Origin of the sequence: Roseburia amylophila (assembly GCF_025567465.1) — a bacterium.
In the GTDB taxonomy this organism is placed as follows: domain Bacteria; phylum Bacillota; class Clostridia; order Lachnospirales; family Lachnospiraceae; genus Roseburia_C; species Roseburia_C amylophila.
Genome location: NZ_JAOQKI010000008.1, coordinates 125708 through 141893 on the forward strand (window position 1 = coordinate 125708; position 16186 = coordinate 141893).

Below are 16186 nucleotides of genomic sequence, written 5' to 3' on the forward strand. Positions count from 1 at the left end.
TTAGGATACCTCCTCTAAAATCATATCCAGCGTTGTCTCCATCTGTGCCATTCCTTTAAAAAAGGCATCTTTCGTGGCATCATCCAGATCGGCAATCAGCCGGTCGGCAAAATCCTGCTGCAGAGCTTGTCCCTTTTTTATAACAGGGGCAGCTTTTTTCGTACATAGAAGCTGTGTCTTCCGGCGGTCGCCGGCAACCTCTTTGCGGCTGAGATAACCGTCTTTCACCAGCCGGTCTACATTGACGGAGACCAGATTTGCCTTAATCTGGCGCACTTCAACAATATCTCTGGCAGTTGAATATTCCGGATTATTTCCTAAAAACATCAAAATATCAAAAGCCGTCTGCGGCAGATGCAGTGACTGGCACAAAGGCTTACATACCGCAGTGTAGGCAGCAGACATTTTTCTTGCAAATGCAATACCTGTATTCATGTAAGAGTCCTCCTGATGAAAATACTTCAAAATGAAATAGTTCAAAAATGAAATAATTATTTTGATGGTATACTAGCACCGGAAGGAAAAAATGTAAAGTGAACTGGAAAAAATTTTATAAAAAGTTTATGATATAGTGAGCCTGCTCACTTTTGGCGAACGGCGAATATTGATCATGGGCTGGTTTTGCACATGATATAATGAACGCAAGCGGGAAGAATGCGAGGAAATACAATGAATAAGCAGGAAATTTATGAATACCTGAGTCAACAGCATATCTGGTACGAAGTGATAGAGCATAAAGCTGTTTACAATATGGAAGATTTATCAGATGTGGAAATTCCTTATCCACAGGCAGATGCCAAGAATCTTTTTGTACGTGATAATAAGAAGCAGAATTATTATCTGATTACAGTGCGAGGGAACCAGAGGGTAGATTTAAAGGCATTTCGAAAGGCAAATGGAACGCGTCCGTTAAGTTTTGCCTCGGAAGAAGATTTAATTGAGAAAATGGGACTGCAGGCGGGGTCGGTAACGCCGCTTGGAGTACTCAACGATGAAACATGCAGCGTGAAAGTATTTGTGGATGCTTATTTTCTGGAAAATGATGCATTGATTGGAGTACATCCCAACGAGAATACTGCTACTATATGGATGAAGACAGAGGATTTACTCCGTATCATCCGGGCGCATGGAAATGAAGTCCATTGTGTGTCGATGTAGAAAAAAATATTCGGAGAAATAGAGAGTTTTTAGATAATAATAGGGGAACGGAGAGAAGCAAGCCAAGTATTTTTATTTACGTGTTATGGAATGCAAAAAGGATAGACAGTTCATTAACCATCTATCCTTAAAATGCTTATTCTATGCGGTTTTAAGATTAACCAAAGTATCTCTTTAACAGACCTTCGAATGCCTTTCCATGTCTAGCCTCGTCTCTAGCCATCTCATGAACGGTATCATGGATTGCATCAAGGTTAGCAGCTTTAGCACGTTTTGCAAGGTCAAATTTACCAGCAGTAGCACCGTTTTCTGCATCTACACGCATTTCAAGGTTCTTCTTTGTACTGTCGGTTACAACTTCACCAAGCAGTTCTGCAAATTTTGCTGCATGTTCAGCCTCTTCAAAAGCTGCTTTCTCCCAGTAAAGTCCGATTTCCGGATATCCTTCTCTATGTGCAACTCTTGCCATTGCAAGGTACATTCCGACTTCAGAGCATTCTCCTTCGAAGTTTGCTCTTAAATCAGCAATAATATCCTCTGGAGCACCCTGTGCTACACCAACTACATGCTCAGCAGCCCATGTCTTATCACCTGTCTGTTCTTTGAATTTCTCAGCCGGAGCTTTACATACCGGACAGAACTCCGGAGCACTTTCACCTTCATAAACATAACCACATACTGTACAAACAAATTTTTTCATTTTAAGATCTCCTTTTCTTTTTATAAATTGTATTTATATATCAATAATAGTAATTGTTACTGATATTAAATTAGCATAATTATTTTTAAATGTCAACTACTTTTTTAAGATTTTTTGATTTTGTTTTTCTTTTTTATTTTCTGCAAAATTGGTTGATTTATCCGGCAGAGAACCGGATTTATCCAATAACTTTTTACATTCCGGACAAAGTCCGTAGAATCTGGTAATATGTCCCTCAATCAAACCGGCAAATTCTTCTGCTGCAATAACGTTAATCAGATCAATGTTTTTCATTTTTAAATCGAGGACGGAATTACAGTTTGTACAGAAGAAGTGGTAATGAGGTTTCGGATTACCATCAAAGCGGTCAGGCCCGTTTTCTGTTGAAATTTTTTGAATCTCGCCTAAATCAGCCAGGAGAGAGAGATTACGGTATACCGTTCCCAGACTGATATTGGGATATTCCTGCCGGATGTCGGAATAAACTGTTTCGGCAGTCGGATGGTCGGTACGTCCCATCAGGTTATTCTTAATACTTTCCCGTTGTCGGCTAAATTTAATCATATATTCTCCTTAATAAATAATAATAATCGTTATTGATTTTAATATAATTCTTAAAAGAAACTTTGTCAAGGAGAAGTGTAGAGTAAAAATCTGCATGTATGATAAGTATAGACTAAAAATCTGCATGGAATCTTAGAAGACGGAATATGATATAAGGAACAAAAAGATATAGGAAGGAAAGGTTATGCCGCAGTTTAAACGGTTCGTTGCATATCTTTATTATTATGAAAATGATACAAAGGAATATCTTGCCGGATTTGCCAGGGTAGAAATGCGCGGAGGAATCTGCAGATTAGAGATACATTTAAAAGGAACAGAATATGCGGGGCAGGAAGGAAAGGTAAGCCTTTTTATCCGCAGGGAAGGAAAAATTCTGGCTTTTCCGGTGGGTAATATGCGGCTGATGTCCCAAAGCTCAGATTATAGTGGAAGGATTTCTGATGGTGAGCTGGGCGATGAAACCTGTCATATACAGGATGTATGTGGAATACTGATTCAGCCGGCAGATGGTAATTTTTATGGCAGCCAGTGGGACAATGGGGAGATACATAAGGAAGAAATAGAAATGCAAGCTGCGGAAGAGCCGTCTCTTCAGACTGAGGAAGTGCCGATGCACCATATTTTCCCGGAACAGATGAGCATGGAAAAGGAAATCCAGGAAAGAAGCACGCAGGAAAAAGACACTGGGGAAAAAGAGGCCTCCATCTGGGAGCACTGGGAGAATCTGAAACAGAAAATGACGCTTCTGCATCCTTTTGAAGGAGAGAATATCACCTGCGTCCATATGGAATTGCAGGATTTACGGGAACTGCCACAGAAATACTGGTGCCTTGGAAATAACAGCTTTCTTCTGCATGGCTTCTTTAATTACCGGTATCTTTTCTTCGGAGAACAGGTGACGCCGGAAGGACGGGAGCTGTTCTTAGCAGTGCCGGGGGTTTATCAGAAGCCGGAAAAAGTAATGGCTGCTATTTTTGGTTTTCCACAGTTCCGGACGGAAAAGCCGTGCCGGCAGTTAGAGGGGACGTTTGGCTACTGGTATCGACGGATGGACGGATAAGGGCGAACCGGATATGGTCTTCCCATTTTCCCTGTATCAGGGCATATTCCCTGGCGACACCCTCTTGTTGGAAATCAAGGAATTCTAGCAGACGGATGGAAGCGGTATTTTTCGGCATGACGGCAGCTTCTATCCGGTGCAGATGAAATTCTTCAAACATAAGCTGAATACCAAAAGCAAGGGCTTCGCGGGCGTATCCTCTGTGCCAGTATGCAGGGGAAAAGCGATAGCCGGTCTCACAGGAATAGTAAGTAGAACGGTTGATATTGCGGAAGCAGACGGTGCCTATGATTTCGTCCGGATTTTCCCTGCGGAATATATAGAAGCGAATGAGGCTGTGCTTTAAGGTGAGACTCAGCTCACAGTTCATCAGGGTCCGCTGGTAGGCCAACGTATAGAACTGCTCCGGGTGTATGGTTTCATATGGCTCAAAGACATTCCGGTTCTGCTTATAAAACTGAAGAACTGCAGGGGCATCATCTTCCCCTAACAATTTCAGGATTAAGCGGTCTGTTTCATAGATAAATTTCATGTTATTAACTCCTGCAGCTGGTATAAGAATACCTTTTTGTTACGCTCAAAATATGCTATTATTATAACAGAGAAAAGAGTAAAAGTCAGGAGTAAACATGGAACCGGAGATAAAATATATGAAAGCCGCCCTGCGGGAGGCAAGGAAAGCAGAAAAATTAGAGGAAGTTCCGATTGGCTGCGTCATTGTGCAGAATGATAAAATCATTGCCCGGGGCTATAACCGGCGCAATACTGATAAAAATACACTTTCCCATGCGGAACTGACTGCCATTAAAAAGGCATCAAAGAAGACCGGGGACTGGAGGCTTGAGGACTGCGTGATGTATGTGACCTTAGAGCCCTGCCAGATGTGCGCGGGAGCCATTGTGCAGTCCCGTATGAAAAAGGTGGTAATCGGAACTATGAATCCCAAAGCAGGATGCGCCGGGTCGGTCATGAACCTTTTGCAGGTGGCAGCATTTAACCATCAGGTAGAGATAGAACGGGGTGTATTAGAGGAAGAATGTTCGGACATGCTGTCGGAATTTTTCAGGCGGTTGCGTGAGAAGAAGAAACAGCAGAAAATGATGGCAAAACCTTGACAATCCGGCACAAAATAGGCTATAATTTAGATTCCGAGCAGCCGGGGTGGCAGCGGTGCCCTGTACCAGCAATCCGCTATAGCTGGGGTGATATCCTGTCTCGGGTTTGAAATTGTAAAGCAGCCCTGAATAAGTGGCGTTGATGTCTGGGTCTTACGCAACAGGAATCTGTGAACCGGGTCAGGTCAGGAATGAAGCAGCCCTAAGCGGAAACTCCTGTGTGCCGTAAGGTCGCCTGGACTGAGTTGGCTGTTCAGGTAACGTTTGCAACGAGAATTCAAAACAGGATGCTCGGTTTTTAATGCATAAAATTAAAAATTATAATATAATAAAGATAATGGTTCTTCATAAGAAAGTCGGAGAGAAGAAAATTTAGCATGATAAAGGAGATAAAGATGAAGAAGTACGGTTTTGGCGTAGACATTGGTGGAACCACCTGTAAGATCGGATTATTTGAGACCAGCGGAAAAATGCTGGATAAGTGGGAAATCCCAACCAACAAGGCAGATAATGGCGGACATATTTTAGATGATGTGGCAGCATCCATTGACGAGAAAATGAAATCAGCATCCATTGCAAAAGAAGATGTGGAAGGAATCGGCGTAGGTGTTCCTGGCCCTGTATTAGAAGATGGCTCTGTTTCCGTATGTGTAAATCTCGGATGGGGACAGGTTCAGGTTGCCGATGAATTAAGCAGTAAGACAGGTCTTCCGGTTAAAGTAGGAAATGATGCGAATGTAGCAGCCCTTGGCGAGATGTGGCAGGGCGGTGGAAAAGGTTACACCGGAGTCGTTATGGTTACGCTTGGAACCGGTGTTGGCGGCGGAATCATTCACAATGGCAAAATTATTCCGGGCGCAAACGGAGCGGGCGGCGAAATTGGACATATTACCGTCAATACAGAGGAAAAAGATACCTGCGGATGTGGCAGACATGGCTGCTTAGAGCAGTACGCATCAGCTACCGGAATCGTCCGCATGGCGAAGAAACTTCTGGCTGAGAAAGATGCTGAGTCTTCCTTACGCGGATTTGAACCGCTGACAGCAAAGGATATCTTTGATGAGGCAAAAAAAGGAGATGCTCTGGCATTAGAGGCGGTAGAAATCTTAGGCGAGACACTTGGTATGGCGTTATCTAATATTGCCTGTGTCGTTAATCCACAGGTATTCGTAATCGGTGGCGGCGTATCCAAGGCAGGAGATATTTTAATTGATACCGTAGCAAAACATTTCAAAGAGCATGCATTTGCATCCTGCAAGGACACCAAGTTTGCATTGGCATCACTTGGAAATGATGCCGGAATGTACGGCTGCGTGCAGATGATATTAGACTAAGAATCAGATGAATCGAGAAACATGCTTTGCGAGATTCTTTCGTAAGTAAGTGAAAAGCCTCCGTCCTGGGACGGAGGCTTTTCTTACGCGAGTAGCGAGAAAAATCTGGGAGAAAAGAAGGAGCCAAGCTTGCTTGAGCGAACTTCTTTTCTACTCAGATTTGACGAGCACCGCGATAACTCGAGAAACTCGCAAAGCGTGTTTCTCGTAGTTGATTTATTGCGAGAACCAAAGGGCTCTCTTGAATCGCGAAAAAGGCACAAAGTCCAGTAAAAAGAAAGGGAGGCCTAAATAATTAAAAGATGATTAAATAATTATAATACGCGTTCTAATTCGTATTTCTTATTCAACAGCAGTACATCAGCCCTTGCACCCGGGGTCAGGCTGCCGATGGTTTTCTCCATTCCAATGCTCTTAGCAGGGTTGCAAAACGACCTTTTTTGTATACAGTTTGTCCGCCAAGTTCATAAGTACCATCTGCCATTCCGGTTGCACGCATGGCATCGCTGATTAAGATGACGCGGTTATCTCCAAACATGCGGAAAACGCTGCGAAGGCCTTTGAGGCAATTTCATAAGAAGCAGTAGAGTGTCCAAGAGAAATAGCAACTTCATCATGGAATTTTTCGATAAATTTGTCTGCTCCCGGAAGTTCCGGAGCGATGGTAATTAACTTTATTTTGCCACTGTAAGATTCTAATAAGCGGCAAAATACGTCTACACTAGGGTTGCAGAGGTAACTTTCTTTCTGGGCACCCTTCTTTGCCGGGGAAAGGAAAGGACCTTCCATATGGATACCGGCTACATAGGCGTGGTTTCCGTCATCCGGTACACCGGAAACAGTTTCAAAGATTTCCATAAGCTGGTTTTCCGGTAAAGTCATGGATGTTGCACAGAAGGATGTAACACCGCAGGAATACAGGTAAGCCGCAATATCGGAAAGTCCGTCTGTATTTGCGTCACAGAAATCATGACCCTTTGCACCATGGATATGCACATCAACCAGTCCCGGAATCACATAATTGCCTTTTGCATCCAGAATTTCCTCATGTTCGTAAACCGGTTTGTCTACGATTGTATGTGTAGCATCATCGATATATAATCCTTTGCTTTATAAATACGCATGGTATCCCTCCTTAAAAGGCAATTTCTATATTGTTTAGTCTGATTATATAATCGGAAAAATGAAAAAGCTATAAAATAGACAAAATAGCCGCTCGATGGAAATATGCAGTGGCAAATACACTTTAAGTAGAAATTATAACAAACTAACACATTATCATATTAAATACGATTAAATCATAATTTAACACAGATTAAAACAGGATTAAACCAATTTATGAGAAAAATTTAAGAAATCTTAAATTGACCCACCGCGGGGGCTGCTTTACAATGAAAATAGATTGTAAGCAATTACGGAGAACATAAGAAACAACGGAGAAAAACATTGTCTACAAGAAGAGAAAGAGAACGAAGAAAGAAATTAAAGAGAATAAGAAATGCAATTTCAGCAGCTTTTTGTGTACTGGTATTGCTGTTAGTGCTGGGAATCGTAAACCTTCTGACCGGTGTTTTGGAAAAACATCTTCCTATTATAGATGGGAATGGAGACTATACCATCAGTATACTGGAAAAACTGTCCGGAGATAAAGAGGAGAAGGAACCGGATAAGAAGGGACTGACGGTGTGCATTGATGCGGGACACGGCGGAAAGGATAATGGTTCTGACTATAAGAACCGCTATGAGAAAGATGATACTCTTGCCATGGCACTTGCCGTACAGAGTTATTTGCAGGAAAAAGATGTGAATGTGATCATGACACGAAGTGATGATACCTTCTTAAAACTGTCAGAGAGATGTGATATAGCAAATGAAGCGGAAGCAGATTATTATGTATCCCTGCACCGGAATACCGGAGAAGGATATGGAGTAGAGACATGGGTATACAGTGGAGCCAATGAAGAGACCATGGGACTTGCCGGAAATATCCAGCAGGGGTTAGCCGGAGTCGGTGTACAGCGCGACCGTGATGTGAAAAAGGGAACCCAGAAGAGCAGTTCAAAGGACTATTATGTAAACAGCCATTCCCATATGCCGTCCTGTATCATTGAAATGGGATTTATGAATAATGCCAAAGACAATCAGCTTTTTGATGATAATAAGGAAGCATATGCGGCGGCTATTGGAGATGCCATTATTGCTACTTATAAGACTTACCATGGTGACGGAACAGGTGGAAATACAGAAGCAGATACGTCCATCGGAGATACTACAACAGGTGATACAGACACAGATGGAACCTCCGGCAGCACAGAAGACAGTACCGCCACAGAAGATACGAAAAACGTTGGAGAAGTTATTACCAACCAGCAGATTGCCAATGTGGAAGCTTTGGATGGAACCTGTCAGAACTGGGGGCAGGGCGTGAATTTTGATGAAGAGAACCGGCCGATTGGAGCTGTTTCTTATCAGGAAAAATACGGAGACTATCAGGCGAATTTTATCGGAGCAGATGAAAAGAAGATTTATCTGACCTTTGACGAAGGCTACGAATATGGCTGTACGCCGCAAATCTTAGATACTTTAAAGGAAAAGGGCGTAAAGGCAACCTTTTTTGTGACAGAGCCATATGCCAAGGCACAGCCGGAGCTGGTACAGCGGATGATTGACGAGGGACATGAGATTGGTAATCACAGCGTGACCCATCCGTCCGAGGGCCTTCCATCCCAGAGCCTGGAGCAGCAGAAAAATGAAGTCATGGAGAACCATCAGTATATTAAGGATAATTTTGGCTATGATATGCACCTGTTCCGGTTCCCGGCGGGTAAATTCAGTGACCGGTCCTTAGCAGTGGTCAATAACTGCAACTACAAGAGCGTGTTCTGGAGTTTTGCATACAAGGACTATGATGTCAATAACCAGCCGGGCGAGTCAGAAGCGTTACAGAAATTAAAAGACCGGATGCATCCGGGAGCAATTTATCTTTTGCATGCGGAGTCTACCACCAATACAGCCATTCTTGGAAGATTTATTGATGCGGCGCAGGCGGCAGGCTACGAAGTGGTGGCATTTCAGTAAAGCTGAAAAAGGTATCAGTGGAGAGTACATGGATTGAGGGGAAAATGGCAAAAGAGAAATAAGATTTTCGGGTGATTGTGAGGACAGAAAATGCGGATACAAAAGAGAAAAATAATATTGCCAGTCATGGTATTACTGCTTGGGATGACTGCTTTGGGAGCTGTATTATATGGAGTAGGAAATATACAGCAAAACAATAGCAGAAAAATGGCGAATCTGAATGCAATGGTATATTCTGAGCGGGTAAAGTCTGATATTATGCAGGAAGTTGGAGTTACAAAAGCTTTAAAGCAGCTTCTGGTCAGTGAAAATGGCAGGATTAATAAATTTTCAGAGGTGGCAGAGGATATGATGATGGATTCCATCCAGAGTATCCAGCTTGCACCGGATGGTGTAGTAACAGAGGTATATCCGGAAGAGGGCAATGAAGCCGGAAAAATCGACTTGTTCAATGATGCAGACAGGGGAGAAATTTCCCGTTATGCCAGAGATAACCATATTGAAATTATGCAGGGACCGTTTCAGTTAGAGCAGGGTGGATACGGAATGGCAGTACGAAATCCGATATACCTGAAAAATGAAAACGGAGAAGAAGAATTCTGGGGATTTACCATTGTAATTATCCGTGTACCGGATGTTTTTTTTGATTCATTAAAAGCACTTTCGGATTTTGACTATGATTATACGTTATCAAAGACCGTTTCCCCATGGGATACAACATATGAAGAAGTATGTAGCTCAGGAGCAATTCTGACGGATCCGGTTGCTTATGAATTTGAAGCAGTTGGAAGTCGGTGGAAACTGGAAATCATGCCAAAGGCAGGATGGTCGAATTATGAGCACTTTTATGGACTGCTGGCTGGCGGACTGTTGATTGTTCTGCTGCTGACGGGACTTGTCTCTATGATTCTGGCTTTGGATGAGCATAAAAATAGATTTAAAAAGCTGGCTGTAACCGATGTATTGACCAGAATCAATAACAGGCATGGATTTGAGGAGCAGGTAAGACAGTATTTGAAAAAGTATCCGGAAGCTTCTTGCGTGGCAGCGCAGTTTGACATTGATGATTTCAAATTTATTAATGACATATATGGACATGAATCCGGAGACAGGGCATTACAGATATTAGCAGAAAGCATGCGGAAATCGTTCCCGGAACATGCAGTGCTTGGACGGAAAGGTGGAGATGAATTCTGCATTTTCTTAGATAATTGCACCGGCGAAGAAGTAGGGGAAAAGCTGGAGCAGTTTACAAAAAAGAAGTGTTCTTTCTGGTATGAAGGTGAAAAAGTGACATATACTATTTCCCTGGGATATGCAGAGTATCCGTTGCAGGGACAAAACTATTCACGGTTGATGCGCTGTGCAGATGCAGCACTTTATGAAGTAAAGCTTGACGGGAAAAATGGCTGTCTTCAGTACCGGGAAGGAATTGGACTTGAAATCAGAAAGCAGCTTGGATTTGCATTGAAGGATGTTTCGGAAAATCTTCCGGGAGCATTTATTATTTATAAAGCAGATAAAGAAAATGATGAAATTCTTTTTGCAAACCGTGAGATGATCCGTCTCACCGGATGCAGGAATATGACAGAACTGCAGGAGTATACAAAAGGAAGCTTCCGTAATCTGATTGAAGAAGGAGAAAGAGAGCAGGTTGAAGAAAGTATCTGGAAGCAGATAGGGGGAGGACATTCCAATGATTATGTACACTTCCATCTGCGGAAAGCAGATGGAACCTCACTGAGGGTGCTTGACCATGGCAGAATTGTGGAAAATGGACGATACGGCAGAGTGTTCTATGTACTGATGGTGGACTGGAATTCTACAAAGCGGCATTACAGGGATGTATTTTAAAGACTGTAAAATATGATAAAAAAGAAAGAGGTATAGGATGATGAAGAAAAAATTAATCACTATCGTAATGGGAATGGTATTTTGGGCTGGATTATTTGGAGGATGTGGCCAGACAGAGGTGAAGCAGGATAATGCAATCACAAATAGCAGCGAAGAGGGAAAAGAAGAAGGAACAGCAGAAGAAAAAGAATTAACAGGAACCATTGATGAGATAAAGGATTTTATGTTTGTTGTGACAGATGAGAATGATACTCCGTATAGTTTTACTTTTGAAGAAAAACCGGAGGGATTGGAAAATGTCAGCAATGGAGATACTGTAACGGTAAAATATACAGGAACAATTTCTGAGGTAGATCCGTTTGAGGGAGAGGTATTATCTGTTGAAAAGGCAAAATAAAATCAAAACAACAATGAGATTGTCAGCAGCAATGGTATTCCTGTCCATGCTGCTGTGTGCCTGTACAGAAGCATCACGGAATCAGGAGCTGCCGGCTGCAACATATATGGGAGGAAAAGACACCATTGCCGGGATTTGTGAAGAACTGGAATCAGCAGGAGCTTCCCATGTAGATACATTTCGGGAATGGACGACTGATTTCGCGGATACTGCCGGAAAAAATGCCGGACTGGAGGATAACTGGTCAGATCCCGGAAAAATGAAAGCAGATATTGGAAAATGTATGGATGGCTGGGAACAGAACCATGATTATTCGGATGCTGATTGCAGAATGACAGCGTTTCTTCTGCTGGATGGTGTGCTCCGTGCAGAATCGACAGAAGACAGCTATGAGGGTACCTACTTAATGTTTGATACAGAAGCAATAGATAATGTGGACAGGTATGAAAGCATAAAAGAGAATAAAAATATGTTCACCACACTCTATGGAGAAAAAAGTGTAACAGATGGCAGTCACCCGGAAAATACATTTTCCGATAGCTGGAAACATTATGGATTTCAAGTGGATAGTGACAGGCTCTCTCTTCTTAGCATAGTAATATATGACCCATACTCGGATGTTGTTTTTGTGGGGCATACCGGTGTTCTGATAAAGTACAGTGACTATTATTTGTTTATAGAAAAAATCGCTTTTGAACAGCCGTATCAGGCAACAAGGGTGCATAATATGGATGAATTGCTCGATATTATGTCGTTAAGACCGGAATATTTTGGAGAAGAGGGTGAAGCAGGTCCCTTTGTTTATTGTAATGGAGAATATCTCGGAACATTAAAGAAAAATATTTAAAAAAGTAAATATTTTACAACTTATGTGGAGCTGGAGTAAAAGTCAGATAGATGTAATTTGCAAAAAACCGCCGCCTCATCGTTCGAAAAAGGACGATGAAGCGGCGGATATCATATAACCAGAATGACTGTAATGGAACTGCAGCCACAGAGACGTTTTATTTATTGGCACCGTCAGCATCAATTACAGATTGAATCTGTTTCATCAGGGTATCATAGTTGTCCTGATTATCAATTCCACCGAGCATCGGATCACCCACAATATTACCATTTCTATCGACTAGAATTGTGGTAGGGAATGCCATAATATCAGAGGCATATTTACCTGCATCTGAAGCAGAGTCAATAGAAAGATTGCGGTATGCTGCCCCCTGGCTTTCCAGAACAGCTGCAGCTTCTTTGATGGCATCCTCGTTTCCGTCAAAGGTTTCTGTATTGATTCCAACTACTTCACCCCCCATGGATTTGATGGTATCATTTAATTCATTAAGCTTAGATAGTTCGGCAACACAAGGCTTACAGCCGGTAAACCAGAAATTAACGACAGTTACTGCATTTCCGGAAAACAAGCTTTCGTCGACAGAATTACCATCATAATCCTGACCGGAGAAATTCCTGAAAGGAGAGGTATCGTCAGAATTATCCTTCTGGGAGGCATCGTCAGATGCTGTATTGTCCTTTTCGATTGCTGCTATCTGTTCCTCGATTTTTCGAATTGTTTCAATATCATCTGTAAGAGTTTTTAATTCATCGTCTGTAAATGAGTCTTTATTTGATTCGACGGTGGCAGCCAGATAGTCGGCGTAATTTCCACTTGGATCAGCAGTGCTTTTATTCATCATGCCAAATGCTTTGTTCCATGCATCTTCATGCTCGGCAAAAAGCTGATTCTCCTGCTGATATAAATCATCCAGCGTAGTGTTGGAGCTGCCGGAAGCTTCAGAGCCGGCTTCGGTCTGGGTATTGCGGGAAGCTTCTGTGTTTGAAGTTCCTTTTCCACTGCAGGCTGTAAACAATAATGCTGTACAGAGGGTAAAAATAGAAATAACGGTTCTTTTTGTTTTCATGAATAAGTTCTCCTTTGAATAATTGGTAATAAGATTAATAGTTACTTTTTTTGAATATTGTGGGCTGCGGATGCCCTTTTTTCACATGGCATGCCCATAAACTGATAGTGGATGGCATCTTTAGGACAGGCTTTTATACATGCTCCGCATCGTATGCATTCCGGATGATCCGGGGTCTTAAGCACATCAACATCCATTTTACAGGCATTGGAACATTGACCGCATCCGACACATTTACTGTTTTCAACCTTAATTTTAAGAAAGCTGACCTTGTTAAACAGTGAGTAGATTGCCCCGAGAGGACAAATCCATTTGCAGAAGGGTCTGTAAAACAAAATACTTAACACAACAACTGTAATTAAAATAAGGCATTTAAAAGAAAAAAGCTTTCCCAGTGCAGATCGTATGGCAGCATTTCCCAGTGAAAGAGGTATAGCCCCTTCCAGAACGCCTTGAGGACAAATGTATTTGCAGAAGAACGGATCCCCCATTCCAATGGAGTTCGTTACAAACATTGGCAGAAGTATAACGAAAACAATAAGGATAAGATATTTCAGGTATCTTAGTGGCTTCAGCCGGGCCGTAGAAAATTTTTTCCCGGGAATTTTATGGATTAAATCCTGAAACCATCCAAACGGACACAAAAAACCACATATAAATCGCCCAAGTGTCACACCAAGTAAAATAAAAAATCCTGTTATGTAGTATGAAAATTTAAATCGCGATGAACCGACAACTGCCTGAAAAGCTCCGATAGGACAGGCTCCGGATGCAGCGGGACAGGAATAACAGTTTAATCCGGGTACACATACCGTTTTAGCACTGCCCTGATATATTTTACCCTTGAATAAATTGGGAATATGAATATTAGTAAGCAGCGTGGCAGCTGCCTGTATCCATCCACGTATTCCGGCAGCTCTTTTTGATATTATTTTTTTATTCTTATCCAATTCCGACACACTCCAGACATAATTTTATTGCTTTGCCAAGTACGGCAGCCGCTTCACCTCTGATTGCACCATAGCTGACCATAGTGATACCGGTGATAAGCAAGGCAATTTGAGATATTTTTTGGTACTTCAAGATATCGTTGCTCCTTTCAATTGTTGAATTTATTGACCTGCTGACCTGGGTATTATACAATAGTAGTTGTAAAATTTTTGTTAAGAAACAGGTGAAAGCTTTTGAGATTATTAATAGTTGAAGATGAGAAACAAATATGTGACACAATTGCAAAAAGTCTGTATGATGCCGGTTACGAGGTGGATACCTGCTATGACGGGGAAGAGGCACTGGAATGCATTCTGACGGAGGATTATGATTTGATTGTTCTGGATCTGAATCTGCCGGGTATGGATGGAATGGACATTTTAAGGGAACTTAGACAGAAAAATGAGGAGACGAAGGTCCTGATATTATCTGCAAGAGGACAGATTGCCGATAAGGTTGAGGGACTGGATGCAGGTGCAAACGATTATATGGAAAAACCGTTTCATTTGCAGGAACTTGAGGCACGTATCAGAAGCCTGACAAGAAGAAAATTTGTGCAGAAGGATATATGCCTGGAAAGCGGTGAAATTAAGTTCAATACGATAAGACGCGAGGCATATGCAAAAGGGAAAATGGTTCCCCTGACAAGAAAAGAAAATGGTATTCTGGAATATCTCCTTCTTAATCTTGGCAGACCGGTCAGCCAGGAAGAACTGATAGAGCATGTCTGGGATGCATCCGTGGATAGCTTTAGCGGCTCTATCAGAGTGCATATGTCGTCACTCAGAAGAAAACTAAAGTCCGTGCTTGGATATGATCCGGTTTTGAACAAGGTGGGAGAGGGGTATAAAATACGAGAGGAGTCCGATAAATGAGAAGAATGTCGCTGCAGTGGAGGCTTACCTGTATCATTACATTATATATTGCGGTTATATGTGGATGCCTGACTATGCTGGTCTATAAAAACGGTGTGTATTATATGGATTCCCTGCAGGAGGCTGTTGATGCACAGGGAGATGGAAATGAAAATGAATCAGACGAAATATATATCAGTATTCCGGAAGATAAGTGGGATGAATTTGCAAATGATTTTTCGGTCCAGGTATACAACAATAAGACGGATTACAAAAAAAGCAGCCTGATAATTTCAACTTTATTGGCACTTCTTGGTGGAGTGGCTACATATTTTATAAGTGGACGTGCCCTCAGGCCGATTAGAGAGTTTTCGGATAAAATCGAAGAAGTGCAGGCACAGAATCTGGCAGATTCACGGATAGAAGAAAACCAGGTGAAAGAACTGAACCAGCTTAGTGCTTCGTATAACAAAATGCTGGAACGCCTTTCGGATGCCTTTGAGATACAAAGACAATTTACTGCAAATGCAGCACATGAGCTTCGGACCCCGCTGTCTTTAATGCAGGTACAGCTTGATTTATATAATTCCACCAGACATCCGGGCAATGATACGGATACTTTACAGACGATAAAGATGGTTACGGAACAGAATGACAGACTCAGCAGGATGGTAAAGACACTTCTTGACATGAGCGAACTTCAGACTGTGGGGAGAGATGAGAAAATTGCGGTTGATGCTCTTATTGATGAAGTACTGGCAGATTTGGAACCTCTGGCACAGGAAAAAAATATAAAGCTTGCTGGAAAATGCAAGAACACAACAATGGTCGGAAGTGATATTCTTATTTACAGGCTGGTATATAATCTTGTTGAAAATGCAATAAAATATAATCATTCAGGTGGACAGGTTACAGTTACTGCGTATCAGAAGGAAAAGCATGTTTATCTGTCAGTAGAGGATACAGGAAACGGAATCCCGGAGGAACTAAGGGAGCGCGTGTTTGACCCATTCTTTCGTGTGGATAAATCCAGAAGCAGGGAACTGGGGGGCGTAGGTCTGGGACTTGCTCTGGTTCATGAAATTGTGAGAGTGCATGATGGCAGTATAACAGTTAAGTCCAGTCCGTCTGGCGGGACGATTTTTGATGTGGTTTTTTAAAGAGAATAA

At 42.1% G+C, this 16186-nt stretch carries 18 protein-coding genes, 1 other RNA gene and 1 pseudogene; 11 read left to right on the forward strand and 9 right to left on the reverse strand.

The window, feature by feature from the left end:
* Complete coding sequence (locus OCV43_RS06985) at window positions 1-435, reverse strand: MarR family winged helix-turn-helix transcriptional regulator (RefSeq protein WP_117697874.1); 435 nt, start codon at window positions 433-435, stop codon at window positions 1-3.
* A gap of 234 nt (window positions 436-669) precedes the next feature.
* Here OCV43_RS06985 and OCV43_RS06990 point away from each other — a divergent pair, with 234 nt between their 5' ends.
* Complete coding sequence (locus OCV43_RS06990; protein WP_262623722.1) at window positions 670-1158, forward strand: prolyl-tRNA synthetase associated domain-containing protein; 489 nt, start codon at window positions 670-672, stop codon at window positions 1156-1158.
* A 157-nt stretch (window positions 1159-1315) separates the two neighbouring features.
* Here the strand turns inward: OCV43_RS06990 and OCV43_RS06995 are convergent, their stop codons facing one another.
* A complete protein-coding gene (locus OCV43_RS06995) occupies window positions 1316-1858 on the reverse strand; it encodes an NADH peroxidase (RefSeq protein ID WP_022244330.1) in 543 nt (180 codons plus the stop codon).
* Window positions 1859-2050: 192 nt separating this feature from the next.
* Window positions 2051-2422 (reverse strand): annotated as a pseudogene (locus tag OCV43_RS07000) (Fur family transcriptional regulator); the annotation flags it as partial.
* Window positions 2423-2606: 184 nt separating this feature from the next.
* Here OCV43_RS07000 and OCV43_RS07005 point away from each other — a divergent pair.
* Window positions 2607-3482 carry a DUF6128 domain-containing protein gene (locus OCV43_RS07005; protein WP_227709889.1) on the forward strand — a complete coding sequence of 292 codons (876 nt, stop codon included), beginning with the start codon at window positions 2607-2609 and terminating at the stop codon, window positions 3480-3482.
* Here the strand turns inward: OCV43_RS07005 and OCV43_RS07010 are convergent.
* A complete protein-coding gene (locus OCV43_RS07010) occupies window positions 3391-4014 on the reverse strand; it encodes a GNAT family N-acetyltransferase (protein WP_262623723.1) in 624 nt (207 codons plus the stop codon). The two genes, OCV43_RS07005 and OCV43_RS07010, sit on opposite strands and share 92 nt — an antisense overlap.
* 97 nt (window positions 4015-4111) lie before the next feature.
* Between OCV43_RS07010 and tadA the strand changes: the two genes are divergently transcribed.
* The 3 genes from tadA to OCV43_RS07025 all read left to right on the forward strand — a co-directional run bounded on the left by tadA (window position 4112) and on the right by OCV43_RS07025 (window position 5931).
* Complete coding sequence (tadA, locus tag OCV43_RS07015; protein WP_227701226.1) at window positions 4112-4597, forward strand: tRNA adenosine(34) deaminase TadA; 486 nt, start codon at window positions 4112-4114, stop codon at window positions 4595-4597.
* A 33-nt stretch (window positions 4598-4630) separates the two neighbouring features.
* Window positions 4631-4892, forward strand: an RNA gene (ffs, locus tag OCV43_RS07020) — signal recognition particle sRNA large type.
* Window positions 4893-4992: 100 nt separating this feature from the next.
* Window positions 4993-5931, forward strand: coding sequence for an ROK family glucokinase (locus tag OCV43_RS07025; RefSeq protein WP_227709891.1), 939 nt, complete (start codon window positions 4993-4995; stop codon window positions 5929-5931).
* 379 nt (window positions 5932-6310) lie between these two features.
* On the opposite strand, the gene OCV43_RS07030 is transcribed toward OCV43_RS07025, so the two are convergent.
* Window positions 6311-6469 (reverse strand): hypothetical protein, encoded by a 159-nt coding sequence (locus tag OCV43_RS07030; protein WP_262623724.1) that lies wholly within the window; start codon window positions 6467-6469, stop codon window positions 6311-6313.
* The gene (locus OCV43_RS07035) at window positions 6442-6948 is read right to left on the reverse strand and encodes an amidohydrolase family protein (protein ID WP_262623725.1); all 507 of its coding nucleotides are present in this window, start codon (window positions 6946-6948) and stop codon (window positions 6442-6444) included. The genes OCV43_RS07030 and OCV43_RS07035 overlap by 28 nt, the downstream gene beginning before the upstream one ends.
* Window positions 6949-7377: 429 nt before the next feature.
* On the opposite strand from OCV43_RS07035, the gene OCV43_RS07040 reads away from it, so the two are divergent.
* The 4 genes from OCV43_RS07040 to OCV43_RS07055 all read left to right on the forward strand — a co-directional run bounded on the left by OCV43_RS07040 (window position 7378) and on the right by OCV43_RS07055 (window position 12107).
* Window positions 7378-9009, forward strand: a complete 1632-nt coding sequence (locus tag OCV43_RS07040; RefSeq protein ID WP_262623726.1) for an N-acetylmuramoyl-L-alanine amidase — start codon at window positions 7378-7380, stop codon at window positions 9007-9009.
* A gap of 90 nt (window positions 9010-9099) precedes the next feature.
* Window positions 9100-10863, forward strand: a complete 1764-nt coding sequence (locus tag OCV43_RS07045; RefSeq protein ID WP_262623727.1) for a sensor domain-containing diguanylate cyclase — start codon at window positions 9100-9102, stop codon at window positions 10861-10863.
* 37 nt (window positions 10864-10900) lie between these two features.
* The gene (locus OCV43_RS07050) at window positions 10901-11260 is read left to right on the forward strand and encodes a hypothetical protein (protein WP_022244320.1); all 360 of its coding nucleotides are present in this window, start codon (window positions 10901-10903) and stop codon (window positions 11258-11260) included.
* On the forward strand, window positions 11244-12107 hold the full coding sequence (locus tag OCV43_RS07055; RefSeq protein ID WP_262623728.1) for a DUF4300 family protein: 864 nt from the start codon (window positions 11244-11246) through the stop codon (window positions 12105-12107). The genes OCV43_RS07050 and OCV43_RS07055 overlap by 17 nt, the downstream gene beginning before the upstream one ends.
* A gap of 157 nt (window positions 12108-12264) precedes the next feature.
* On the opposite strand, the gene OCV43_RS07060 is transcribed toward OCV43_RS07055, so the two are convergent.
* The 3 genes from OCV43_RS07060 to OCV43_RS14005 are packed head-to-tail and all read right to left on the reverse strand — an operon-like array spanning window position 12265 to window position 14259.
* Window positions 12265-13173 carry a TlpA disulfide reductase family protein gene (locus tag OCV43_RS07060; protein ID WP_262623729.1) on the reverse strand — a complete coding sequence of 303 codons (909 nt, stop codon included), beginning with the start codon at window positions 13171-13173 and terminating at the stop codon, window positions 12265-12267.
* Between the two features lie 41 nt (window positions 13174-13214).
* Complete coding sequence (locus OCV43_RS07065) at window positions 13215-14123, reverse strand: 4Fe-4S binding protein (RefSeq protein WP_022244317.1); 909 nt, start codon at window positions 14121-14123, stop codon at window positions 13215-13217.
* Complete coding sequence (locus OCV43_RS14005; protein WP_117842132.1) at window positions 14116-14259, reverse strand: CD1871A family CXXC motif-containing protein; 144 nt, start codon at window positions 14257-14259, stop codon at window positions 14116-14118. Before OCV43_RS14005 ends, OCV43_RS07065 begins: the two co-directional genes overlap by 8 nt.
* 98 nt (window positions 14260-14357) lie before the next feature.
* Here OCV43_RS14005 and OCV43_RS07075 point away from each other — a divergent pair, with 98 nt between their 5' ends.
* A complete protein-coding gene (locus tag OCV43_RS07075) occupies window positions 14358-15038 on the forward strand; it encodes a response regulator transcription factor (RefSeq protein ID WP_262623730.1) in 681 nt (226 codons plus the stop codon).
* On the forward strand, window positions 15035-16177 hold the full coding sequence (locus OCV43_RS07080; protein ID WP_262623731.1) for a sensor histidine kinase: 1143 nt from the start codon (window positions 15035-15037) through the stop codon (window positions 16175-16177). Before OCV43_RS07075 ends, OCV43_RS07080 begins: the two co-directional genes overlap by 4 nt.
* Window positions 16178-16186 lie beyond the last annotated feature (9 nt).

What these genes read in the sequence shown, in the direction of transcription:
- OCV43_RS07080 (WP_262623731.1), top strand. Translation starts at nt 15,035, where the DNA reads ATGAGAAGAATGTCGCTGCAGTGGAGGCTTACCTGTATCATTACATTA.
- tadA (WP_227701226.1), top strand. Translation starts at nt 4,112, where the DNA reads ATGGAACCGGAGATAAAATATATGAAAGCCGCCCTGCGGGAGGCAAGG.
- OCV43_RS07010 (WP_262623723.1), bottom strand. Translation starts at nt 4,014, where the DNA reads ATGAAATTTATCTATGAAACAGACCGCTTAATCCTGAAATTGTTAGGG.
- OCV43_RS06995 (WP_022244330.1), bottom strand. Translation starts at nt 1,858, where the DNA reads ATGAAAAAATTTGTTTGTACAGTATGTGGTTATGTTTATGAAGGTGAA.
- OCV43_RS07060 (WP_262623729.1), bottom strand. Translation starts at nt 13,173, where the DNA reads ATGAAAACAAAAAGAACCGTTATTTCTATTTTTACCCTCTGTACAGCA.
- OCV43_RS06990 (WP_262623722.1), top strand. Translation starts at nt 670, where the DNA reads ATGAATAAGCAGGAAATTTATGAATACCTGAGTCAACAGCATATCTGG.
- OCV43_RS07045 (WP_262623727.1), top strand. Translation starts at nt 9,100, where the DNA reads ATGCGGATACAAAAGAGAAAAATAATATTGCCAGTCATGGTATTACTG.
- OCV43_RS07050 (WP_022244320.1), top strand. Translation starts at nt 10,901, where the DNA reads ATGATGAAGAAAAAATTAATCACTATCGTAATGGGAATGGTATTTTGG.
- OCV43_RS07030 (WP_262623724.1), bottom strand. Translation starts at nt 6,469, where the DNA reads ATGTTTGGAGATAACCGCGTCATCTTAATCAGCGATGCCATGCGTGCA.
- OCV43_RS07005 (WP_227709889.1), top strand. Translation starts at nt 2,607, where the DNA reads ATGCCGCAGTTTAAACGGTTCGTTGCATATCTTTATTATTATGAAAAT.
- OCV43_RS07025 (WP_227709891.1), top strand. Translation starts at nt 4,993, where the DNA reads ATGAAGAAGTACGGTTTTGGCGTAGACATTGGTGGAACCACCTGTAAG.
- OCV43_RS06985 (WP_117697874.1), bottom strand. Translation starts at nt 435, where the DNA reads ATGAATACAGGTATTGCATTTGCAAGAAAAATGTCTGCTGCCTACACT.